Origin of the sequence: Streptomyces sp. SID8352 (assembly GCF_009862265.1) — a bacterium.
Classification (GTDB): Bacteria; Actinomycetota; Actinomycetes; order Streptomycetales; family Streptomycetaceae; genus Streptomyces.
Genome location: NZ_WWGX01000044.1, coordinates 13,282 through 35,006, shown reverse-complemented (window position 1 = coordinate 35,006; position 21,725 = coordinate 13,282). Strand labels below are relative to the sequence as shown.

At 70.7% G+C, this 21,725-nt stretch carries 25 protein-coding genes; 2 read left to right on the top strand and 23 right to left on the bottom strand.

All coding sequences use genetic code 11. From position 1 onward, the window contains the following. Positions 1-79 precede the first annotated feature (79 nt). The 3 genes from rpsI to GTY84_RS16320 form a co-directional block, all read right to left on the bottom strand. The gene (rpsI, locus tag GTY84_RS16330; RefSeq protein ID WP_161227007.1) at positions 80-592 is read right to left on the bottom strand and encodes a 30S ribosomal protein S9; all 513 of its coding nucleotides are present in this window, start codon (positions 590-592) and stop codon (positions 80-82) included. A 42-nt stretch (positions 593-634) separates the two neighbouring features. Then, the gene (rplM, locus tag GTY84_RS16325) at positions 635-1,078 is read right to left on the bottom strand and encodes a 50S ribosomal protein L13 (protein WP_137303147.1); all 444 of its coding nucleotides are present in this window, start codon (positions 1,076-1,078) and stop codon (positions 635-637) included. A gap of 207 nt (positions 1,079-1,285) precedes the next feature. Beyond that, complete coding sequence (locus GTY84_RS16320) at positions 1,286-2,503, bottom strand: glycosyltransferase 87 family protein (RefSeq protein ID WP_161227006.1); 1,218 nt, start codon at positions 2,501-2,503, stop codon at positions 1,286-1,288. A gap of 292 nt (positions 2,504-2,795) precedes the next feature. Here GTY84_RS16320 and GTY84_RS16315 point away from each other — a divergent pair, with 292 nt between their 5' ends. Next, on the top strand, positions 2,796-3,674 hold the full coding sequence (locus GTY84_RS16315; protein ID WP_161227005.1) for a hypothetical protein: 879 nt from the start codon (positions 2,796-2,798) through the stop codon (positions 3,672-3,674). Positions 3,675-3,826: 152 nt separating this feature from the next. On the opposite strand, the gene GTY84_RS16310 is transcribed toward GTY84_RS16315, so the two are convergent. The 5 genes from GTY84_RS16310 to GTY84_RS16290 all read right to left on the bottom strand — a co-directional run bounded on the left by GTY84_RS16310 (position 3,827) and on the right by GTY84_RS16290 (position 10,897). Then, a complete protein-coding gene (locus GTY84_RS16310; RefSeq protein ID WP_161227004.1) occupies positions 3,827-4,903 on the bottom strand; it encodes an NlpC/P60 family protein in 1,077 nt (358 codons plus the stop codon). Positions 4,904-4,928: 25 nt separating this feature from the next. Next, positions 4,929-5,411 (bottom strand): poly-gamma-glutamate biosynthesis protein PgsC/CapC, encoded by a 483-nt coding sequence (locus tag GTY84_RS16305; RefSeq protein ID WP_161227003.1) that lies wholly within the window; start codon positions 5,409-5,411, stop codon positions 4,929-4,931. After that, the gene (gene pgsB / locus GTY84_RS16300) at positions 5,408-7,252 is read right to left on the bottom strand and encodes a poly-gamma-glutamate synthase PgsB (RefSeq protein ID WP_345943454.1); all 1,845 of its coding nucleotides are present in this window, start codon (positions 7,250-7,252) and stop codon (positions 5,408-5,410) included. Before pgsB ends, GTY84_RS16305 begins: the two co-directional genes overlap by 4 nt. Positions 7,253-7,258: 6 nt before the next feature. Then, positions 7,259-9,508: a HAMP domain-containing protein gene (locus GTY84_RS16295; RefSeq protein ID WP_202551223.1), complete on the bottom strand. Its 2,250-nt coding sequence runs from the start codon at positions 9,506-9,508 to the stop codon at positions 7,259-7,261. Positions 9,509-9,715: 207 nt separating this feature from the next. Continuing rightward, positions 9,716-10,897, bottom strand: a complete 1,182-nt coding sequence (locus GTY84_RS16290; protein WP_161227001.1) for a CapA family protein — start codon at positions 10,895-10,897, stop codon at positions 9,716-9,718. Positions 10,898-11,022: 125 nt separating this feature from the next. Here GTY84_RS16290 and GTY84_RS16285 point away from each other — a divergent pair, with 125 nt between their 5' ends. Beyond that, entirely contained in the window at positions 11,023-11,898 is an 876-nt protein-coding gene (locus GTY84_RS16285; protein WP_345943453.1) for a hypothetical protein, read from the top strand. An 18-nt stretch (positions 11,899-11,916) separates the two neighbouring features. On the opposite strand, the gene truA is transcribed toward GTY84_RS16285, so the two are convergent. From truA to rplF, 15 genes are all read right to left on the bottom strand, one after another. Next, entirely contained in the window at positions 11,917-12,771 is an 855-nt protein-coding gene (gene truA, locus GTY84_RS16280; RefSeq protein ID WP_161227000.1) for a tRNA pseudouridine(38-40) synthase TruA, read from the bottom strand. An 85-nt stretch (positions 12,772-12,856) separates the two neighbouring features. Beyond that, positions 12,857-13,363 carry a 50S ribosomal protein L17 gene (rplQ, locus tag GTY84_RS16275; RefSeq protein WP_161226999.1) on the bottom strand — a complete coding sequence of 169 codons (507 nt, stop codon included), beginning with the start codon at positions 13,361-13,363 and terminating at the stop codon, positions 12,857-12,859. Between the two features lie 137 nt (positions 13,364-13,500). Beyond that, the gene (locus GTY84_RS16270; protein ID WP_024755423.1) at positions 13,501-14,523 is read right to left on the bottom strand and encodes a DNA-directed RNA polymerase subunit alpha; all 1,023 of its coding nucleotides are present in this window, start codon (positions 14,521-14,523) and stop codon (positions 13,501-13,503) included. A gap of 170 nt (positions 14,524-14,693) precedes the next feature. Next, positions 14,694-15,098, bottom strand: coding sequence for a 30S ribosomal protein S11 (gene rpsK, locus GTY84_RS16265; RefSeq protein WP_003956432.1), 405 nt, complete (start codon positions 15,096-15,098; stop codon positions 14,694-14,696). 66 nt (positions 15,099-15,164) lie between these two features. Then, on the bottom strand, positions 15,165-15,545 hold the full coding sequence (gene rpsM, locus GTY84_RS16260) for a 30S ribosomal protein S13 (RefSeq protein ID WP_004984507.1): 381 nt from the start codon (positions 15,543-15,545) through the stop codon (positions 15,165-15,167). Positions 15,546-15,733: 188 nt separating this feature from the next. After that, positions 15,734-15,847 carry a 50S ribosomal protein L36 gene (gene rpmJ, locus GTY84_RS16255; RefSeq protein WP_003974245.1) on the bottom strand — a complete coding sequence of 38 codons (114 nt, stop codon included), beginning with the start codon at positions 15,845-15,847 and terminating at the stop codon, positions 15,734-15,736. Positions 15,848-15,931: 84 nt separating this feature from the next. Next, complete coding sequence (infA, locus tag GTY84_RS33880) at positions 15,932-16,153, bottom strand: translation initiation factor IF-1 (protein WP_003948620.1); 222 nt, start codon at positions 16,151-16,153, stop codon at positions 15,932-15,934. A gap of 154 nt (positions 16,154-16,307) precedes the next feature. Then, the gene (map, locus tag GTY84_RS16245; RefSeq protein WP_161226998.1) at positions 16,308-17,144 is read right to left on the bottom strand and encodes a type I methionyl aminopeptidase; all 837 of its coding nucleotides are present in this window, start codon (positions 17,142-17,144) and stop codon (positions 16,308-16,310) included. A gap of 153 nt (positions 17,145-17,297) precedes the next feature. Then, on the bottom strand, positions 17,298-17,951 hold the full coding sequence (locus GTY84_RS16240) for an adenylate kinase (protein WP_161226997.1): 654 nt from the start codon (positions 17,949-17,951) through the stop codon (positions 17,298-17,300). Then, positions 17,951-19,264, bottom strand: coding sequence for a preprotein translocase subunit SecY (secY, locus tag GTY84_RS16235; RefSeq protein WP_161226996.1), 1,314 nt, complete (start codon positions 19,262-19,264; stop codon positions 17,951-17,953). The genes GTY84_RS16240 and secY overlap by 1 nt, the downstream gene beginning before the upstream one ends. A gap of 238 nt (positions 19,265-19,502) precedes the next feature. Beyond that, positions 19,503-19,958, bottom strand: a complete 456-nt coding sequence (rplO, locus tag GTY84_RS16230) for a 50S ribosomal protein L15 (RefSeq protein WP_161226995.1) — start codon at positions 19,956-19,958, stop codon at positions 19,503-19,505. A gap of 2 nt (positions 19,959-19,960) precedes the next feature. Beyond that, positions 19,961-20,143 carry a 50S ribosomal protein L30 gene (rpmD, locus tag GTY84_RS16225; protein WP_003974250.1) on the bottom strand — a complete coding sequence of 61 codons (183 nt, stop codon included), beginning with the start codon at positions 20,141-20,143 and terminating at the stop codon, positions 19,961-19,963. A gap of 2 nt (positions 20,144-20,145) precedes the next feature. Beyond that, positions 20,146-20,751 (bottom strand): 30S ribosomal protein S5, encoded by a 606-nt coding sequence (gene rpsE, locus GTY84_RS16220; protein WP_019753099.1) that lies wholly within the window; start codon positions 20,749-20,751, stop codon positions 20,146-20,148. A gap of 41 nt (positions 20,752-20,792) precedes the next feature. Next, positions 20,793-21,176, bottom strand: a complete 384-nt coding sequence (rplR, locus tag GTY84_RS16215) for a 50S ribosomal protein L18 (RefSeq protein WP_161226994.1) — start codon at positions 21,174-21,176, stop codon at positions 20,793-20,795. A gap of 3 nt (positions 21,177-21,179) precedes the next feature. Continuing rightward, positions 21,180-21,719 (bottom strand): 50S ribosomal protein L6, encoded by a 540-nt coding sequence (rplF, locus tag GTY84_RS16210; RefSeq protein WP_161226993.1) that lies wholly within the window; start codon positions 21,717-21,719, stop codon positions 21,180-21,182. Positions 21,720-21,725 lie beyond the last annotated feature (6 nt).

Here is a 21,725-nt window from a genome sequence, read left to right as displayed (position 1 = left end):
TAGGCGTGCCGCCGGGGCGTTCGGAGTACGTACGGGCGAGCCGGACCGGCTCGCGAGACGCACGAGCAGGCAGCGAAGCTTAGCGCTTGCTGTACTGCGGGGCCTTGCGGGCCTTCTTCAGACCGGCCTTCTTCCGCTCGACCGCGCGGTCGTCGCGGCGCAGGAAGCCGGCCTTCTTGAGCGGGCCGCGGTTGTTGTCGACGTCGGCCTCGTTCAGCGCACGGGCGACACCCAGGCGCAGCGCACCGGCCTGGCCGGAGACGCCGCCGCCGGCGATGCGGGCGATGACGTCGTAACGGCCCTCCAGCTCGAGCACCTTGAAGGGCTCGTTGACCTCCTGCTGGTGCACCTTGTTGGGGAAGTAGTCCTCAAGGGTGCGGCCGTTGATCTTCCACTTGCCGGTGCCCGGGACGATCCGGACGCGGGCGATGGCGTTCTTGCGGCGGCCCAGGCCGGCGGCCGGCTGCGGCTCGCCGAAACGGGAGGCGAGGGACTCGGAGGTGTACTCGCCCTCGACGGGCACCTCGGACTCGCTGGTGTAGCTGTCGATGTCGATCTCTTCGAGCGGCTGCTCGGCAGTGGTCTCGGCCACGATGCTCCTCAGATTCTCTTCAGTCTTAGGGGGTGGCCGGACTTACTGCGCGACCTGGGTGATCTCGAACGGCTGCGGCTGCTGCGCGCCGTGCGGGTGCTGGTCACCCTTGTAGACCTTCAGCTTCGAGAGCATCTGACGGCCCAGGGAGTTCTTCGGGAGCATGCCCTTGACGGCCTTCTCGATGGCCTTCTCCGGGTTCTTGTCCAGCAGCTCGTCGTAGCGCACGGAGCGCAGACCGCCCGGGTAGCCGGAGTGGCGGTACGCCATCTTCTGGGTCCGCTTGTTGCCGGAGAGGTGCACCTTGTCGGCGTTGATGATGATGACGAAGTCACCGGTGTCGACGTGGGGCGCGTAGATCGGCTTGTGCTTGCCACGCAGGATGGAGGCGGCGGTGGAGGCCAGACGACCCAGGACGACGTCCTGAGCGTCGATGACGTGCCACTGGCGCGTCACATCGCCGGGCTTGGGGCTGTACGTACGCACGGTTCGTAGCCTTCGCTTCTTCAGTGATGGGTCCTGACAAGGTCACCGAAGACGATCAGACAGCCCTGACCGCACCACGGTGACGCAAACCGTGTGCTGGTCGCTGGTCATCGGTCCCGGTGGACCGGTGTAAGGGCCCCTCACGTGAGAATGAGCAAGCCAATACACATAACGACTGTGCAGAATACCCGTCCGGTCGCAGCCGGGTCAAAACGGCGCTGCCGACGCCCGCACGGGGTCCCGGGCTTCCCCGGCACGGTCGTGACCGTCCATGGTAGCCCGTACCGTCACCGGGGCGTTCCGCGCCCGTCGCGCCACGGTCACCGCGAGCACGCACAGCGTGAAGGCGTCCTTGAACGCCCGCCGCCGCACCCCCTCCAGCCAGGGCCAGGTCACCCCGGGGAGCTGGGGCACCAGCGCCGCCCAGAACCAGGGCCCCCGGGCCACCGACCCGGCGTACGGCAGCCCGGCGAGCAGCAGCGGCACCACGACCAGGAGGTAGTGGTCGTAGGACGGCCGGGAGACGAGGAAGGCGGAGAGCATCAGCCCGGTGCCGGTCTCCGCGTACCGCAGCGGTCCGGCGTCGCCCCGCCGCCAGCGCAGCAGGGCGCACAGCACCCCCGCCGCGGCCGCCAGCGCCGCCGCCCCCTCCGCCGCCGCCCCCGGCACCCCGAGCCGGGGCAGCACGGCCGCCGGGGACGCCTCGTAGAGCCGGACGAAGCCGTCGTCGCCGTGGAGCAGGAAGGGGAGGGTGCGGGTGAAGAAGCCGCCGGGGCCGGGCATCAGCAGGGCCGCCGCCCCGGAGGCGGCCACCGGCACCAGGACGGCCACCGCCAGGGCCCGACCGCGCCCGGCGAACAGGAGGAGCAGGGCCACCGGCGCCAGCAGCGGCTTGAGCGCCACCGCCGCGCCGATCACACCGCCCGCCGCCGTCCACCGCCCCCGGCTGGCCAGCAGCAGGCACAGCGGCAGTGCCGCGGCCGCCGTCACGGTCCAGTTGCCGAGCCGCACCAGGTGCCCGAAGGGGGCGAAGCCCGCCGCCAGCCCGGTCAGCCCCAGGGCGGCCAGGCGGCTGCCGAGCGGCACCCGGTGCAGCGCGAGGGCACAGGCCCAGCCGAGCGCCAGCAGCAGGACCACCGCGCAGGGGGCCGCCGCCCGCAGCACGGGGGCGGGCAGCAGGGCCTCGGGGGCGGCGGCCAGGACGGCGCTGGGGAGGTAGAGGAAGTGCGGGTCGTCGTAGGGGGAGCCGCCGGACAGCCAGGTGCGGGCGGCCCGCACCACGATCGCGTTGTCCATCCCGCCGGGCGGACCGGACCGGGCCGCGGCGGCGGCCGAGGCGGCCAGCACCGCCGCGAGCACCGCCCACGGTGCCCGGCCGGCCGGTCGCACCCACCATCCGCGGATGTCGCCCTCGCGCGTCGCCATGCACCGAACCCTAGGGTCTCGGGCCCGCTCCGGCCCGGACCCCGCCGGGCCGCGCGCCCCGACGGAACGGCGGGGCCGGGCGGACTCCCCGACGGGACGGCGGGTACGGGCGGACCTCCCGGCGGCGGGGCGGGTACCGGGACCGCGCGGGGCGGATGCGTCGTCGGCCCCGTGCCCGCCCACTCCGGAGGCGGCGGGCCGCCGGGGCGCTCGGTGGGCATGGGGCGCGGGGGCGCCGCGAGGTCGCCGACGGCGCCGCGGGACGGTGCCGGGCACCTCTAGGATGCCGCCCATGAGCTTTGGGCAGGGGGGACCCCAGCAGCCGTGGGACCCGTGGCGGCCGCACTCCGAGCAGACCGGGAACGGAGGTGCCGGGACCCCGGACTGGGCCGCGCTCGCGGAGCGCTCCGCGGCCCGCGGCAGGCGCCGGAGACTGTTCCTCGTCGGCGGCGGCGCGCTGGCCGCCGTGGCGGCGGCCGTCGCGGTCGCGATGGCCGTGGTCTCCTCGGGCGGCCCCGGCGGGGCGGCGGCCTCCCCCGCCCCCGGGACGGCGTCGGCGGCCGGGCCGTCCGGCGCCACCGCCTCGGCCCCCTCCTTCGCCCCGACCAGCGCGCCGCCGCCGCTGGACCCGAAGGACTTCGTCTCCAGCGCCGCCAAGGACCGGGCGCCCCTCGACCCGGGGACCCTCTTCCCCGGCACCCGCATGACCATGGGCGACGCGGTGTACGGGAAGGGCCCGGTGGCCGACACCCGGTCCTGCGCCACCGCCGCCCGGGGCACGCTGCCGCAGGCGCTCGACGCCCACGACTGCACCCGTCTGATACGCGTGACGTACCGGCGGGACGGGGTGGCGGTGACGGTCGGGGTGGCCGTGTTCGACACGGCGGCGAAGGCGTCCGCGGCGCGGGCCGGTACCGACCGGCGGAGCACCGTCCGCTCCCTGTCCGGCGAGGGGGTCCCCGTCTTCTGCGCGGGCGCCGTCTGCCGTTCGACCACCAACTCCTACGGCCGCTACGCCTACTTCACCCTGGCGGGCCGCGTCGACGGCAAGGACGTGACGCAGGGCGACGCGGCGGTCTTCCGGGCCGGGGACGACCTGGCCGAGTTCACCTTCCGGCAGATCCACCGCCGGGGCCGGGCCCAGGCCTCGGCGGCGGCCGTCGCGGACTGACCGCCCCCGGCCGGACGGCACCGCCCGGGAGCACGGCCGCCGCGGGCACCGGCCCGGGCGACGGACACCGCGGACCGGGGTTCCGGCGGCTGGAGCCACCCGCGGGCACGGACACCGGTGGTCGCACCCGGCGCCGCGCCCGCACGGGAGGGTCAGAGCCGCTTGGCGCTGCGCAGCGTCTTGGCGTAGTAGCCGTTGCCGTCCAGGCGGGAGACGCCGCCCACGTCGCCGATGGTCGGGCCGTTGATCTCCTCACGGCTGGAGACGAAGATCAGGTGCCCCTCGGTGTCGTAGCCGAGCACCATGCCGACGTGGTCCAGCCGCTCGGCGGTGCGGGTGTCGAGCTTGAAGAAGACCAGGTCGCCGGGCTGGAGCTGGTCGATGGCGGAGGGCCGGTCGTCCGGGGTGATGCCGGTCAGGGGGAGCACGTCGGTGCCCTCCTCGGAGCGGGCCATGCCGTTGGCGGTGCGCGGCAGCCCGTCCCCGGAGGTGTCGGAGGACATCAGCGGGTAGCGGGCGCGGTAGCCGAGGACCATCCGGATGAAGCCCGAGCAGTCCAGGGACTTGGCGCGCATCGTCTCCGGCTGGCCCACCGAGCCGTCCCGGAAGGGGTACGTGACGCCGAGGTAGTCGTAGAAGTCGGACTGCTCCAGGCGCAGGTCGCCGCCCTCGGCGCCGGTGGTGTTGAGGGGGCCGAAGTTGGCGTCGCCGGCGTAGACGAGGCCGGTCTCGTCCTTCTTCTGCGGGGCGCCCGCCACGTACTGGAAGGCGATGGCGAAGAGGTCGTCCTCCTTGCTGTCCCGGGACTCGGCGTACCAGTCCTTGAACCACGCCTCCTTCTCGGCGCCCTTCTTCCACAGCTCCGGCATCAGCCGGACCCAGTCGGTGGTGGAGACCTTGGAGGCGGTGGAGGCCGGTTCGGTGAAGGTGCGGGCCGGGCCGGTCAGGGTGGCGGTGCGGGCCCCGTCGGTGAAGACGCCCATGATCCGGCCGTCCTCGCCGCGCAGCACGGAGCGGGCCGGGTTCTCCAGCCGGGACCAGCTCGCCTCGCCCTCCTCCTTGGCGGAGGGGCGGCTGCCGTCCAGGACGCCGACGTTGCGCACCGAGGTGACGCCCTCCTGGTCCTGCTTGCGCAGCTCCAGGGTGAGGTAGGTGGAGGCCCCGACGAGTGCCAGCACCACGAGACCCGAGACGACCGGGCGCGACTTCTTCTTCGTCTTCGCTGCCATGGTGTTCTCCTCTGCTTCTCGTATGTCAGACGGTGGGCATGACGCCGAGCAGCAGTCCTGCGGCGACGACGATGTAGGCCATGAGGGAGACCGTTCCGGTGGCCAGCAGGGTGGCCCCCTTGGGCTGGCGCACCATCTGGTAGGCGACCAGTCCGGGCACGATGAAGCCCAGTGTCTGGTTGCCGTAGAGCAGCGGGAACTCCATGGAGAGCACGATCATCACCGTGGCCTGGAGCAGCACGCCCAGCAGGACCACGGCGGCGAACAGGCGCTTGCCGTAGAGGATCACCAGCCGCTGCATGAGCTTGGTGCCCGCGTAGGTCAGCGCGGTGACGCCGACCATCATGGCGGCGCGCTGGAGGTCCTCGATGAGGGTGAGGGCGATCCAGCCGGGCGTGATCATGCCGCCGGGCGACAAATTGGTGGTGAGGTAGCACAGCAGGGAGAAGAACAGCCCGATGGCGATGCCCAGGGCGGCCATCTCGGGGGTCAGGGCGGCGGTGGTCAACGGGGTCTCCGGGCGGGCGGGCGGGCGGACCCGCCGTAGGGGTCGTCGTGCGGATCGTCATGGGGCGGCCAGGACTGCTGCGTGGGGACGTACTGCCCGTAGTGCCCGTACTGCTCTTCCTGGTACTGCTGCCGCTGCTGCGGCGGGTACGGCTCGGTGTCCTGCGGGTGCCGCGGGTCCTGGGGATGCTGCTGGGGCGCGTGGTGCGGCTCCCGCTGCGGCGGGTACTGCGGGGCGTCCTGCGGATCCTCGGGGTGCTGCTGCCGGGGGTCCTGCGGGCCCCGCTGCCGGGGCGCCTGGTGACGCGGCTCCAGCGGCTCCCGCTGATGCGGCTCACCCTGGTGCTGCCGGTGCGGCTCACCCTGATGCGGCTCACCCTGGTGCTGCCGGTGCGGGTCCTGCGGCTGCTGGTGGGGCTCCCGCTGCGGCGGGTACGCAGGCTGCGGGTGCTGCTGGTAGGGCTGGTGCTGCTGTTGCTGGTAGGGCTGCTGCCCGTAGGGGCCGGCCGGCTGCTCGGGGATGCGGACGACCGGGATCTCCTGGGTCCGCGTGGCCTGGTAGCGCTCCTCGTAGGCCATCGGGTACGAGGCGTAGGGGTCGATGCGCTGCGGCTGGGCCGGTGCGGCCGCGGCCGGGGCGGCGCCGTCGCCGGCCTCGCTCTCGTCGGCGGGCAGTTCGGCCAGGTACTCCAGGAGTTCCTCGCCCTGGCCGTGGATGTTGCCGATGGCGACCAGGGAGGAGCCGTCGGACATCCGGCCGAGCAGGGCGGGCATGAACTCGTCGGCGGCGCGCCGCTCACCGCCGAGGTCGACGGCGCGGTCGCGCCACTGCGCGGGGATGGCGTCGATGGCGCTCTTGGCCGGGTGCCCGATGACGAAGACGTTGTCCGGCTCCAGGTCCGGGATGATCTCGCCCATCTGGCCGTTGCGCTCGACGCGGTCCGGGCGGCAGTTGATCACGACGTTCAGCGGGCGGCGGATGGCGCCGAGGTCCAGGAGCTGGTTGATGTTCATCAGCGTCGACTCGGGGTCGTTGGCCGCGAAGACGTTGGCGAAGGCGAGCCGCTTGCCCTCGGGGGTGGCGTAGCGCTCCACGGAGAGCACACCGGGGTCCGGCGGGGCGTCGTACATGCCCTGGAGGGCGACCTGGCGCTCCACGCCGAGCAGTTCCGCCACGACCAGCGCGATGGCGACGTTCTCCTTGAAGGTGAACCAGCTGAAGCCGCGCAGCTCGTCGTCGGTGACCATCTCGGGGTCGGCGTAGACGAGCTTGCAGTTCCGGGCGTCGGCCTCCTCCTGGAGGATGTGGAAGCGGTCCTTCTCGGCGGTGACGCAGATGCCGTTCTCCGGCATCGAGCGGCACAGCGAGCGGGCCACGTCGTCCAGGGTGGGGCCCATCTCCGCGAGGTGGTCCTCACGGACGTTGCACAGGACGCCGATGGTGGAGCGGATCAGCTTGCTCTGGTTGACCTCCTGGAGGGCCGGCATGACCGCCATGCACTCGATGACCAGCGCGTCGGGGCGGTAGGTGGCCGCCCGGCGCACGATGCCGATCTGCTCGACGACGTTGGCGATGCCGAACTTGCGGTAGACCGGCTCCTCGGTGGCGTCGGGGTGGATGAAGCGGGCCGCCGTGCCGGTGGTCTTGGCGACGGTGACCAGGTCACCGCCGCGCAGCGCGCCCGCGCACAGCCGGGTGATGGAGGACTTGCCCCGGATGCCGTTGACCAGCACCCGCGAGGGGATGGAGTGCAGCGCGGCGTAGTGGCGGCGCTGCTCCACGATGCCCGCGGCCAGCAGGAACAGGCTGCCGACCAGCAGCACGAAGTACAGGTAGAGCACGACGGGTCACCTTCCTCCGACGCCGGTCCGGGTGTCTGCGGCCCGGCGCGCCTGGCTCTGCCGCTGGGCCTGCAACTGCTGCCGGATCAGTTCGAGGCTGCGCACGACGGCACCGACCTCGTCCTGGTAGCGGGGGTACTGCACGGTCTTGAGGTCTCCGTCCGCGAGCTTCTCGGCGCCGGCGGCCAGGGCCCGCAGCGGCCTGGCGACGACCAGATGGATCCAGCCCAGGCAGACGACGATCGCGGCGAGCCCGAGCATTCCGGCGAGGACGCTGCGGTCCTCCCGCTCGTAGGCGGCGATCTCGAAGTGGTTGGCCTTCTGCCAGCTCACCACCGTCCAGCCGAGATCGGCGGCGACACCGCCGCCGGAGAAGGGGGCCGCCGCCGCGACGGTGACGGCGCCGCCGTCCCGGATGAGGAGGCCGTTCTCCATGGGCCCGGCGCCCACCGGGAGCTGCCCGGCCCGCACCAGGTCGGTCAGGGAGGAGTGGGGCAGCTTCTCGAAGGCCAGGAACCCGGCGTTGCCGGCCACGGTCTTCGCGTCGGGGCCCACCACCCGGACCTCGCCGAGGCCGGGCCGCTTGAGCAGGGAGTTGAGGAACTCCACCCGCACCTCGCCGACGAGGGTGGCGCCCTTGGGCTCCGCCACCGGGGCGCCCGCCTGGATCACCGGCTTCTTCCCGCCCTGGCCGGAGACCCGGACCAGGGGCAGTCCCTTGCCGTCCTTCCAGGAGTGCGGGTCGCCCCCGGCCCTGGCGAGGACGGCTCCCCCGGCGTCGGTGACGTAGAGGGCCTGGTAGCGGGTGTGCTTGCGCAGGGCGTCCTTGAGGACGGTCTCGGTGGCGGCCGCGTCCTTGCCCTCGATCAGGCGGGAGGTGGAGACGAGGTCGGCCTGGGCCTCGTTCAGTGCCCGGCGGACCCGGTCGCCGATCAGGTCGGTGCGGTCGCGCTGGTCGTTGACGATGGTGGCGGGCACGCTGACCGAGCCGTCGGTGCGGTTGACCAGCAGGCCGACGGGGACGCACCAGAGCAGCAGCAGGACGGCGGTGATCCCGAGCGGGGCGCGGACGCCGAGGCGCAGTCCGCGCACCCGGGCGGCGGGCGGCTGCTCGCCCCCCATGCCGTTGAGCTGGGTGCGCAGCCGCTCCAGGGCGGTGCCGACCCGGGCGGCCTCGCCCCAGCGGGGCACGGCGACGGGCCGGGTCAGATCGCCCCGGGCGAGCCGGCGGGACTCCAGGAACAGCCGGAGCAGGGGGCGCTGCACGGCGGCCCACAGCACGGCGGCGGCCAGCAGCCCGAGCCCGACCAGCGCCCCGGCGGCGATCAGCCCGTACAGCTCGCGGCCGGACTCGGCGGCGCCCTGCTGCTGGACCACGGGGAGCATGGCGACGACGGTCAGGCCCAGCCCGGCCGCGACGCTGTCCTTCTCCTCCGGGTCGGAGGCGGCGAGGGAGGCGTATCCGGCGGTGGCGACGCGGCCGTTGTAGCGGTCGCCGAGGAGGCTGCCGCTGACGCCGGGGTAGCCGCGCGCGCCGGGCTCCCGGGCACTGACGGGGTGCTGCTCGGTGCGCTCGGCGGCCTGGTCGGCGAGGCGGCTCATCTGCTTCTGGAGGAAGTTCAGCTCCTCACGCTGGGTGTCCGAGTTCAGCGCCTCGGACTGCTCGAACCCGGCGGTGGCGAGGATCTCGCCCTCGCGCGTGGCGACCGCCATGGTGCGGAACGGGCCCAGGGTGATCTGCGGCACGGTCAGGCTGTTGGAGGCGATCAGCAGCTGCTGGGGCCGGTCCTTCCAGTCGAGCACGGCCATCGTCATGAGCCGGACGTCACCGGTCTCCAGCCGCACCATGCGGGGGGTGAGGGCCTGCTTGCCGGTGAGGACGTCCTTGTCGAGCCAGGCGAGCGGGATGTGCTCGCCGCGGGCGGCGAGGACCTTGCCGTCCTCCAGGTCGATGACCGTGGTGCCGGTCCACTTCTGGTAGGCGCTGCCGAGGCCGGACAGCACGTCCTCGGCCTTGGTGGGCCGGCCGGCGTTGAGCGCCGCGGCGGTGCGCTGGAGGTCGGTGACGCGCTCGTCGATGGAGGCGCGCAGCGCGATGGCGCCGTCCTCCGCGAAGTGCTGCTGCGAGGAGAGGACCGCCTTGGGCACCGCCTCGTCGGGACGGGGACCGAGCACCTTGGCCGTGAGTCCGGCCAGGGCGAGGATGAGCAGGCAGAGCAGCGCGATCGGGGGACGGATGCCACCCAGGAGCGGCATGTCCGCCCGTCTGCGGCTGCGTCGCCGCCCCTTCCGTCCGGAGTGCGCGGCAGGACTCGATGTCACCGGTCTTCTTCCTTGGTCGCTGCGGGTGTCCAGAGCGGGAAGTGGACACACCACTGCCGCAGTGCACGGCGCTCTGATTTAAAGGACAGTTAAAAACTGTCAAGGTTGCTCAACTGGCCACACCATCACATGTGTTACTGATCACTTCTTCAGCACCAACGGCTGCAATCCGTCACCGCCGGGGGCACCGCGGTTGTAGAGGAATCCTCGGGTCCGGTCGGAGGCCAGCCGGTAGCGGGCCAGGCGCTCCTCGGACACCTCGCCGGGACGGTCGAGCGCGTCGCGCACGTCCACCAGCCGGTGGTCCTCCACCGCCCCCTCGGGGAGCTTCTCCTCGGGCTGGAGCTCCGGCGGGATCTCGATCAGCGTCGTGCGGTACCGGGCGTCGACGGTCCAGCCGCCCCCGGCCGCCTCCCGGAACTCGAACCAGCCGATCGCGCCCTCCTCGGTCAGTCCGGTCGGGGAGGAGTGCCGGGCCACCTGGTTGCCGAGGCTGTAGGCGACCCAGGTGCCGTTGACCTTCTGGATGGGTTCGACCACGTGCGAGTGGTGCCCGATGACCAGGTCGACACCGGTCTGCTCGCTGATCTGCTCCGCCAGTCGGACCTGGACGACACCCGGCTCGTTGTAGTGCTCCGCTCCCCAGTGGATGGAGAGGATCACGACCTCGGCGCCCTTCTGCCGGGCCCGGGTCTCGGCCTTCTTGATCTCCTTCAGACCGGTCCGGTTGAAGGCCCAGCTCACCTTCTTCGGCACCGGGTGGACGAACGACTCCCAGGAGAACGAGAGGTGCGCCACCTTCACCCCGTTGACCTCGCGGATGTTGACCTTCTCCGCCTCCTCGGGGGTGCGCGCGGAACCGGTGTGGCCGAGACCCGCCTCGTCCATCGCGTCCAGCGTCCGCTTCACGGCCTTCATGCCGTGGTCGAAGGTGTGGTTGGAGGCGGTGGAGCAGGTGTCGTATCCCACACCCTTCAGCGCGGTGAGGATCTGCGGGGGCACCAGGAATTCGGGGTAGCCCTGGAAGGGGCCCTTCGGGTCGCCGACCGGGGTCTCCATGTGGCAGATCGCGAGGTCGGCCTTGCTGATCACCGGCTGGACACCGGCGAGCAGCGGGCCGAAGTCCAGTCCCTCCTGGCCCTTGCCGGTCTTCTGGGCGTCCTTGGCCGCCTGCTCGACCAGCTCGGGGTGGATGAGCACGTCGCCCGCCGCCGCCAGCGTGAAGGACCGGCCGCCGGGCTTCGCCTGCGGCTCCGCGGACCGGGACGTGCAGGAAACGGTGAGACCGGTCACCAGCGCCAGAGTGGCGGCAACACGACCCATACGGAGAGACTTACGCAATGTCACCGAGACATGGTCACACGCGCCCCTTCCGCGCCCCTGGCTTTGCCGTCACAAAACTGTCACGTTTGCTTGTCTTTATGACCGCGATAGGACTATTTCTGACAGTGACGGGATGTCAGGACTCCCCGGGCGCCGATACGGACCAAACCGTTCCGGCCAACCGGGAGTTGGTCGATCTGCGCGGGCGCATCCTCGGCTACACCCAGGGCTTCCGGCCTGACGGCGACTACGACGCCCCCGACGGGGAACAGCGCGAGCAGCTCGCCCGCGCCGTGGGCCGTCTCGTCGAGGGCGACGCGCGGGGGGCGGAGCGGCTGCTCGCCCCGCTCGGTCTCGGGGTCACCCGGCTCACCGACACCGACTCCCGCCGCCGCTACGACGAGATCGCGGCCACCCGCCCCGGCCCCGGCACCCACTGGGGGCGGCTGTACCTGACCGCCGACTCCCGGGTCCGCTGGAACGTCCAGGTCCCGCACCCCGTCGCCGACCGGGCCACCGAGTCGCTCGGCGTCCGGCTCCTGGAGGGCACCCCAGGCGGCTCCCTGGTCCTCGCGGGCGCCCACCGCAGGGCCGGGGACGAGGGCGCCGCCGACGTGGCCCACCGCGAGGACAGCGCCTTCCACGCCATCGTCCTGGAACTCCAGAAGCGCGGCGTGCCCGGACTCCAGCTGCACGGCAAGTCCGGCTCGTCCGCCAAGAAGTACGACGCCGTCCTCTCCACCGGCGCCGCCCGCAGCGCCCCGGCCGAGGTGCACGCCCTCGCCGACCGGCTGAAGGCCGACGGCATCCGGGTCTGCCGGGGCTGGGCGGCCCGCTGCCCGCTGGAGGGCGCCCGGAACGTCCAGGGCAGGGCGGCCCAGCGCCGCCACGTCACCTTCGTCCACCTGGAACTCGCCCCCGGCTTCCGCACCGGGGGCCGCGACACCGAGGAGCTCGCCGCCGCGGCGGGCGGGCTGCTCAGCGCCTGGGCGAAGGGCTGACCGCCGCCCGCCGCCGTTTCAGCAGCAGCCGGCGCCCGGCAGCGTCCTCTTGTTCCGCGCCTCCCGGCTCCGGGCGGCCAGCAGGCCGTCGGCCGGATAGCCGACCTCCTCCAGGGTCAGCCCGTGCGGACGCACCACGTGCACCGCCGAGTCCCGTACCCGGGCGGCCAGCACCTCGGCCGGCCACGCGGGCGGCCGGTGGCCGTCGCCGACGAAGAGCAGGGCCCCGACCAGGGAGCGGACCATGTTGTGGCAGAAGGCGTCGGCCCGCACGGTCGCGGTGACGATCCCCTCCCCGTCCCGCACCAGGCTCAGCTCCTGGAGGGTGCGGATGGTGGTGGCGCCCTCCCGCTTCTTGCAGTAGGCCGCGAAGTCGTGCTCCCCCACCAGCCCGCGCGCCGCCTCGTTCATGGCGTCCACGTCCAGCGGCCAGTCGTGCCAGAGCACATGGCCGCGCAGCAGCGGGTCCACCCCGCCCGGATGGTCGGTGATCCGGTAGGCGTAGCGCCGCCAGACGGCCGAGAACCGCGCGTCGAAGCCGTCGGGCGCCTCCCGCGCGGACCACACCCGCACGTCCCGGGGCAGCCGCCCCGCCAGCCGCTTCAGCAGCTTGTCGCGGTGCTCGGCCCACACCTCGCGCGGCAGGTCCACATGGGCCACCTGGCCCCGGGCGTGCACCCCGGCGTCGGTCCGCCCCGCCACCGTCAGCTCGTGGGTCTCCCCCGAGCGGGTCACGGTCCGCAGCGCGTCCTCGATCTCGCCCTGCACGGTGCGCCGCCCGCCGGCCTGCTTGGCCCAGCCGGAGAACCCGGACCCGTCGTAGGACAGGTCGAGCCGTACCCGGACGCTCCCGGACCGTACTTCGTCACTCACTCCCGCATCCTCTCAGCCAACCAGAACGGGCCCGCCCCCCGGTGAGGAGGGACGGGCCCGTGAACGCCCTGGAGGGGCGGGACACCTACGCGTCCTTGGACTCCTCGGCGTCCTTGGTCACGTCGACCTTGGCGTCGTCGGCCGGAGCGGCCTCGACGGCCTGGGCGGCCTCCGCGTCCTTGGCGGCACGCTTGGTGGCGGCCTCGGCCTCACCCGTCGCCTCCTGCGCGACCGTCAGCGCCTCGACCAGCTCGATCACGGCCATGGGCGCGTTGTCGCCACGGCGGTTGCCGATCTTGGTGATGCGGGTGTAGCCACCGGGGCGGTTCTCGTAGCGCGGGCCGATCTCGGTGAAGAGCGTGTGCACGATGCTCTTGTCCGTGATCACCTGGAGCACCTGGCGACGGTTGTGCAGGTCGCCCTTCTTCGCCTTGGTGACCAGCCGCTCGGCGTACGGGCGCAGCCTGCGCGCCTTGGCTTCGGTGGTGGTGATGCGGCCGTGCTCGAAGAGGCTCTTCGCGAGGTTCGCGAGGAGCAGCTTCTCGTGCGCGGCGCTGCCGCCCAGACGGGCACCCTTGGTGGGCTTCGGCATGGTGATTCTCCTCAGTGTCTGCCCCGGCCGTACCAGGTACCGGAGTCAGTATCCGAGCAGGCGGCCGCCTGTCGGAGATCCGGGAGCCGCCCGCGGGGGGGGGTGGCTCCCGGAGGGGGACCGTCGGTCCCGAGCCGTCAGTACTGCTCGGTCTCGACGAACCCGGCGTCCGCGTCGTCGTCGGCGCCGAAGGCGTCGGCGGCGGCGGTCGGGTCGAACCCGGGGGGCGAGTCCTTGAGCGCGAGGCCCATGCCCGCCAGCTTGGCCTTGACCTCGTCGATGGACTTCGCGCCGAAGTTGCGGATGTCCAGCAGGTCGGCCTCGCTGCGCGCGACCAGCTCACCCACGGAGTGGATGCCCTCGCGCTTGAGGCAGTTGTACGACCGGACGGTGAGTTCGAGCTCCTCGATCGGCAGCGCCAGATCGGCGGCGAGCGCGGCGTCCGTCGGGGACGGGCCCATGTCGATGCCCTCGGCGTCGATGTTCAGCTCGCGCGCGAGACCGAACAGCTCGACCAGGGTCTTGCCCGCGGAGGCCATGGCGTCGCGGGGACGCATCGCCTGCTTGGTCTCGACGTCGACGATCAGCTTGTCGAAGTCGGTGCGCTGCTCGACACGCGTGGCCTCGACCTTGTACGTGACCTTGAGGACGGGCGAGTAGATGGAGTCGACCGGGATGCGGCCGATCTCCTGGCCCGCCTGCTTGTTCTGCACGGCGGAGACGTAGCCGCGGCCGCGCTCGACCGTCAGCTCCATCTCCAGCTTGCCCTTGCCGTTGAGCGTGGCGAGGACGAGGTCGGGGTTGTGCACCTCGACACCGGCCGGGGGCGCGATGTCGGCGGCGGTGACCAGACCCGGGCCCTGCTTGCGCAGGTACATCACGACCGGCTCGTCGTGCTCCGAGGAGACGACGAGCTGCTTGATGTTGAGGATCAGGTCGGTGACGTCCTCCTTGACGCCCGGCACGGTGGTGAACTCGTGCAGGACACCGTCGATGCGGATGGACGTGACCGCCGCACCCGGGATCGAGGAGAGGAGCGTGCGCCGCAGGGAGTTGCCGAGGGTGTAGCCGAAGCCCGGCTCCAGCGGCTCGATGACGAACCGGGAGCGGAACTCGTCGACGACCTCTTCGGTCAACGAGGGACGCTGAGCGATCAGCATGTGTATTCCTTCAGTCAGGGGCGCCCGCTATTTGACGCCCGACTCTGTACTGCAAGGGTACGGGCGATACGGCCGAAAGGGGCCGTACCGCCCGGAAAACCCTGGTGCCGCACGGTGCGGGACGAACCCCCGCACCCCCGGCCGGACACCGCCCGGACCGGACCTACGCGTCAGACGCGGCGGCGCTTCGGCGGACGGCAACCATTGTGCGGGGTGGGCGTGACGTCCTGGATCGAGCCGACCTCGAGGCCGGTGGCCTGGAGGGAGCGGATCGCGGTCTCACGACCGGAGCCCGGGCCCTTGACGAACACGTCGACCTTGCGCATGCCGTGCTCCTGGGCGCGGCGGGCGGCCGACTCGGCGGCCATCTGCGCGGCGAACGGCGTCGACTTGCGCGAGCCCTTGAAGCCGACGTGGCCGGCGGAGGCCCAGGAGATCACGTTGCCGGACGGGTCCGTGATCGACACGATGGTGTTGTTGAACGTGCTCTTGATGTGCGCGTGGCCGTGAGCGACGTTCTTCTTTTCCTTGCGGCGCACCTTCTTGGCAGCGCCCTGACGTCCCTTGGGGGGCATGTCGTTCTCCTACGGGAGGTGGTCGGTCCTACAGCGAAGACCGCTGGACGGCGAGTCCGCTGCGGACTACTTCTTGCCCGGCTTCTTCTTGCCGGCGATGGCGCGACGCGGGCCCTTGCGGGTACGTGCGTTGGTGCTGGTGCGCTGACCGCGGACGGGCAGGCCGCGGCGGTGGCGCAGACCCTGGTAGGTACCGATCTCGACCTTGCGGCGGATGTCGGCCTGGATCTCGCGACGGAGGTCACCCTCGGTCTTGATGTTGTTGTCGACGTACTCGCGGATCGCGACCAGCTGCTCCTCGGAGAGGTCCCGAACACGGGTGTTCGGGTCCACGCCGGTGGCGGCCAGCGTCTGCTGGGAAAGGGTCCGGCCGATGCCGAACACGTAGGTGAGGGCGATCTCCACGCGCTTTTCGCGCGGGATGTCAACACCGGAAACGCGTGCCATTCAATGGCTCCAGTTGATGGTCGGAGGTCTTCCGCAGAACCGGCTCCCAGCCGCCGTACCAGGTACGAACTGGGTCCCCGGCCTCCGAGCCGGGGGTGTCGGGCACCAGGGCGCCCGGGTCCTGCGTATGAACGAAATCAGTTCGCGTCGCGCGAAGTTCTGCGAATCGCAGAGGGAACGGTCGTGCGTCAGCCCTGGCGCTGCTTGTGGCGCGGGTTGTCGCAGATGACCATGACCCGACCGTGACGGCGGATCACCCTGCACTTGTCGCAGATCTTCTTGACGCTCGGCTTGACCTTCATGGGATGTGAGGTTCTCCGGGTCAGTTGCCGACGGCCCTACGCGGATCGCGGGTGAAGGCGAGGCGCGCGGGACGCAAGCAAGATCTACTTGTACCGGTAGACGATCCGGCCACGCGTCAGGTCGTACGGAGACAGCTCCACCACGACCCGGTCGTCAGGGAGGATGCGGATGTAGTGCATGCGCATCTTGCCGCTGATGTGTGCCAGGACCTGGTGGCCGTTCTGGAGCTCGACCTTGAACATGGCGTTCGGCAGAGACTCGACGACAGTGCCCTCGATCTCGATGGCACCTTGCTTCTTGGCCACGCTTCGCCCTTCGAATCGACTACCTTGATCAACTCGGGTGCCTCGCGCGAACGAGCCGCATGCAGACATGAGGATGCACCAGAGCCGACGAGTCAGTCTACGTCAGCACCCTCGGAAAGGCGAAACGAGGAATTCTGCCCCACCCGCGAGATCATCATGCGAGCGGATCCGGGGCCGCCGTCACGCCCAGCTCGGCCAGCTTCGCCCGGCCGCCGTCGGGGGCGGTCAGCACCAGGGGCCCCTCGGGGGTCAGGGCGACCGAGTGCTCCCAGTGCGAGGACCAGGTGCCGTCGGTCGTGACGACCGTCCACTCGTCCTCCAGGACCTCCGTGCGGGGGGTACCGAGGGAGACCATGGGCTCGATGGCCAGGCAGAAGCCCGGGACCAGCTTGGGGCCCTTGCCGCGCCGGCGGTCGACGTAGTTCAGCAGGTGCGGGTCCATGTGCATCTCGGTGCCGATGCCGTGGCCGCCGTAGTCCTCGATGATCCCGTACTTGCCGCCGCCGGGCCGGGGCTGGCGGCGGATGTAGGTCTCGATGGCGCGGGAGATGTCGACCAGGCGGTTGCCCTGCCGCATGGCCGCGATCCCCGCCCACATCGACTCCTCGGTCACCCGGGACAGCTCGACCAGCTCCGGGGAGTGACCGGAGCCCACGAAGGCCGTGTAGGCGGCGTCGCCGTGCCAGCCGTCGATGATCGCGCCGCAGTCGATCGAGATCACGTCGCCGTCCTTGAGGACCACGTCGTCGGAGGGGATGCCGTGCACCACGACCTCGTTCACCGAGGTGCAGATGGTCGCCGGGAAGCCGCCGTAGCCGAGGAAGTTCGGCTTGGCGCCGTGCTCCGCGAGCACCTTGCGGGCGACCTGGTCCAGGTCCCTGGTGGTGGCGCCGGGCACCGCCGCCTCCCGCGTGGCCGCGTGGATGGCGGCGACGACCAGCCCCGCCTCACGCATCCTGGCGATCTGCTCGGGGCTCTTGATCTGCACCATGGGGGCTGCGGCCTTTCTGGACCGGGGAAGTGGGGAACGTGTCCACGATACGGGCCGCGGCGGACCGCACCGTGCCGTGTCCGCCCCACGACCACGGCCGCGGCTCCCGAGGGGGAGCCGCGGCCGTGTGGTGGCGCGGACGGACCGCGAGGGTCACTCGTCGCGCTTGAGCGCTTCCAGCGCGCGGGTGGTGACCTCGTCGACCGCACCGGTCGCGGAGATGGTCACGACCAGGCCCTGGGCCTTGTAGTAGTCGATGATCGGCTCGGTCTGCGTGTGGTAGACCTCAAGCCGGGTGCGGACCGTCTCCTCGGAGTCGTCGTCGCGCTGGTACAGCTCGCCGCCGCAGACGTCGCAGACGCCCTCGGTCTTCGGCGCGTTGTACGTCACGTGGAAGACGTGCGCCGAGTCGTTGCGGCACACCCGCCGTCCGGCGATCCGCTTGACGACCTCGTCCTCGGGGGCCTCCAGGTCCAGCACGGCGTCGAGCCGCATGCCCTCGGAGGCGAGCAGCTCGTCCAGCGCCTCGGCCTGCGAGACGTTGCGCGGGAAGCCGTCCAGCAGGAAGCCGCCCTCGGCGTCGGGCTGCAGCATGCGGTCCTTGGCCATGGCGATGGTGACCTCGTCGGGAACGAGGTTGCCGGCGTCCATGTAGGACTTGGCGAGCTTGCCCAGCTCCGTCTGCCGGCTGATGTTGGCGCGGAACAGGTCACCCGTGGAGATGTGCGGGATGTGCAGCGTTTCGGCGAGGCGGGTGGCCTGCGTACCCTTTCCAGCACCCGGCGGCCCGACGAGGACGATTCGCATCAGCGGAGGAACCCTTCGTAATGACGCTGCTGGAGCTGGCTCTCGATCTGCTTCACCGTCTCAAGGCCGACACCCACGATGATGAGGATGCTGGTCCCGCCGAACGGGAAGTTCTGGTTTGCCCCGAAACCCGCCAACGCCATTGTCGGTACGAGAGAGATCAGCCCCAGATACAGCGAGCCCGGCCAGGTGATCCGGTTGAGTACGTAGCTCAGGTACTCCGCGGTCGGTCGGCCAGCCCGGATGCCCGGGATGAAACCACCATACTTCTTCATGTTGTCCGCGACTTCCTCGGGGTTGAAGGAGATCGCCACGTAGAAGAACGCGAAGAAGACAATCAGAAGGAAGTACAGGCTGATGTGGGCCGCCGCTGCCGGATCGGCCAGGTTCTTCTGGATCCACACCGCCCAGCCCGACTGCGAACCCGAGAACTGCACGATGAGCGCCGGGATGTAGAGCAGCGAGGCCGCGAAGATGACCGGGATGACACCCGCCTGGTTCACCTTGAGCGGGATGTAGGTGGATGTGCCGCCGTAGGAGCGGCGGCCGATCATGCGCTTGGCGTACTGGACGGGGATCCTGCGCTGCGCCTGCTCCACGAAGACGACCAGGCCGACCATCACGAACCCGACGAGCATCACGATGCCGAACTCGATCCAGCCGTCGGCCAGCGTGCCCGAGGTCTTGATCGTCCACAGGGCGGACGGGAAGGTCGCGGCGATCGAGATGAACATCAGGATCGACATGCCGTTGCCGATGCCCTTGTCGGTGATGACCTCGCCGAGCCACATGACGACGGTCGTACCGGCGGTCATGGTCAGCACCATGATGATGGTGGTCAGCATCGAGCGGTCGGGCACGATCTGGCCGGCGACGGTGCAGCCGGAGAAGAGCGCGCCGCTGCGGGCGGTGGCGACCAGGCCGGTGCCCTGGAGGACGCCGAGGGCGACGGTCAGGTAGCGGGTGTACTGCGTGATCTTCGCGGTACCCGCCTGACCCTCCTTCTTCAGGGCCTCCAGGCGCGGGATCACCACGGTCAGCAGCTGCAGAATGATGCTCGCCGTGATGTAGGGCATGATGCCCAGCGCGAAGATCGTGATCTGCAGCAGGGCCCCACCGCTGAACATGTTGACCAGACCGAACAGGCCCTGATTGCCGGACGCCTGGTCCACGCATTCCTGGACGTTCTTGTAGTCGACGCCCGGAATCGGAATATTGGTGCCGATTCGGTACACCACAATGATGCCGAGCGTGAAGAGCAGCTTCTTGCGCAGGTCGGGCGTCTTGAACGCCCGGGCGAACGCGGTGAGCACGGTGCCTCCTGCGACCCCCGCGCTACTGCGTCAAGGGTGACGGTCTTGAGGTTCGACTGACGACAATTGAGTAACGGATGACTGCCGTTCAGGGTGCCCCATGTGTGGCAGCCGTGAAAGGACAGCGCAGGCCACCTTACCGGCGACACCGCCCCCCTAGGAACGACCAACCGGGGATACCCCATTTGTGGGGTATCCCCGGTCGGGATCGCTCACGTCATCGAGGCGCCCGAAAGGATCAGACGAGCTCGGTGACGGTACCGCCCGCGGCGGTGATCTTCTCCTTGGCGGAGCCGGAGACGGCGTCGACCGTCACCTGCAGCGCCACGGTGATCTCACCCTGGCCGAGGACCTTCACGAGCTGGTTCTTGCGAACGGCTCCCTTGGCCACCAGACCCTCGACCGTGACCTCGCCACCCTCGGGGTAGAGCGCGGCCAGACGGTCCAGGTTCACGACCTGGAACTCGGTCTTGAACGGGTTCTTGAAGCCCTTCAGCTTCGGGAGGCGCATGTGGAGCGGCATCTGGCCGCCCTCGAAGCGCTCCGGAACCTGGTAACGGGCCTTGGTGCCCTTCGTACCACGACCGGCCGTCTTACCCTTCGACGCCTCACCACGACCGACGCGGGTCTTGGCGGTCTTGGCGCCCGGGGCGGGACGGAGGTTGTGGATCTTGAGCGGGTTCTGCTCCGCCATGATCAGTCGACCTCCTCGACCGTCACGAGGTGGCGGACGGTGTGCACCATTCCGCGGAACTCGGGGCGGTCCTCCTTGACGACCTGCGTGTTGATGCCCTTGAGACCAAGGGAACGCAGGGTGTCGCGGTGGTTCTGCTTGCTGCCGATGTAGGACTTGACCTGCGTGATCTTCAGCTGCGCCATGATCACGCACCCGCCCCGGCGCGTGCACGCAGCAGGGCCGCGGGGGCGACGTCCTCGAGCGGCAGACCGCGGCGGGCCGCGATCTCCTCGGGACGCTGCAGGCCCTTCAGGGCCTCCACGGTGGCGTGCACGATGTTGATCGCGTTGTCGGAGCCGAGCGACTTCGACAGCACGTCGTGGATGCCCGCGCACTCCAGCACGGCACGCACGGGACCACCGGCGATCACACCGGTACCCGGCGAGGCCGGCTTGAGCAGGACGACGCCGGCAGCCTTCTCACCCTGGATGGGGTGCGGGATGGTGCCCTGGATGCGGGGGACCTTGAAGAAGTGCTTCTTGGCCTCCTCAACGCCCTTGGCGATGGCGGCCGGCACCTCCTTGGCCTTGCCGTATCCGACACCCACGGTGCCGTCACCGTCGCCCACCACGACCAGCGCGGTGAAGCTGAAGCGACGACCACCCTTCACAACCTTGGCGACGCGGTTGATCGCGACGACGCGCTCAACGTAAGCGGTCTTCTCGGCGGCAGCTGCGCCGCCGTCACGGCCCTTCCGGTCCCGCCGCTCGCCGCCACCGGCACCGCTGCCGCGGCGCTGGGGTCCAGCCATTGGAATTACCTCTCTCTGTTTCCGCTAGCTCCGGAACCGACTCAGAACTTGAGCCCGGCCTCGCGGGCGGCGTCGGCCAGGGCGGCGATGCGCCCGGCGTACTGGTTGCCACCGCGGTCGAACACCACGGCCTCGACACCGGCGGCCTTGGCACGCTCGGCGACCAGGGCCCCGACCTGCTTGGCCTGCGCGGACTTGTCGCCCTCGCCGCCGCGGACCGACGTGTCCAGGGTGGACGCCGACGCCAGGGTGTGACCCTTGATGTCGTCGATCACCTGGGCCACGATGTGACGGTTCGAGCGGGTCACGACCAGACGGGGACGCTCCGCGGAACCCGCGATCCGCTTGCGGATGCGGATGTGACGGCGCTTGATCGCGGCGCGCTTGTAGGCGTCGCCCTTGAGGATCTTCTGCCCGTATGCCATGGCTTACTTACCCGCCTTTCCGACCTTGCGGCGGATGACTTCGCCCTCGTACTTGACGCCCTTGGCCTTGTACGGGTCGGGCTTGCGGAGCTTGCGGATCTTGGCCGCAACCTCGCCGACCTTCTGGTTGTCGATGCCCTCGACCGAGAAACGGGTCGGGGTCTCCACCTTGAAGGTGATGCCCTCGGGGGCCTCGACCAGGATCGGGTGGCTGTAGCCGAGGGAGAACTCCAGGTTCGAACCCTTGGCGATCACGCGGTAACCGACACCGCTGATTTCGAGCTTCTTCACGTAACCCTGGGTCACGCCGGTGATCATGTTCGCCACCAGCGTGCGGGACAGGCCGTGCAGGGCCTTGCTCTGACGCTCGTCGTTGGGGCGGGTGACGTTCAGGACGCCGTCCTCACCCTTGGCGATGTCGATCGGCGCGACGACGGTGTGGGTCAGGGTGCCCTTGGGGCCCTTCACCACGACCGTGCGGCCGTCGATGGTGACGTCCACTCCGGCGGGAACCGCGATGGGGAGCTTGCCGATGCGCGACATAGCTGT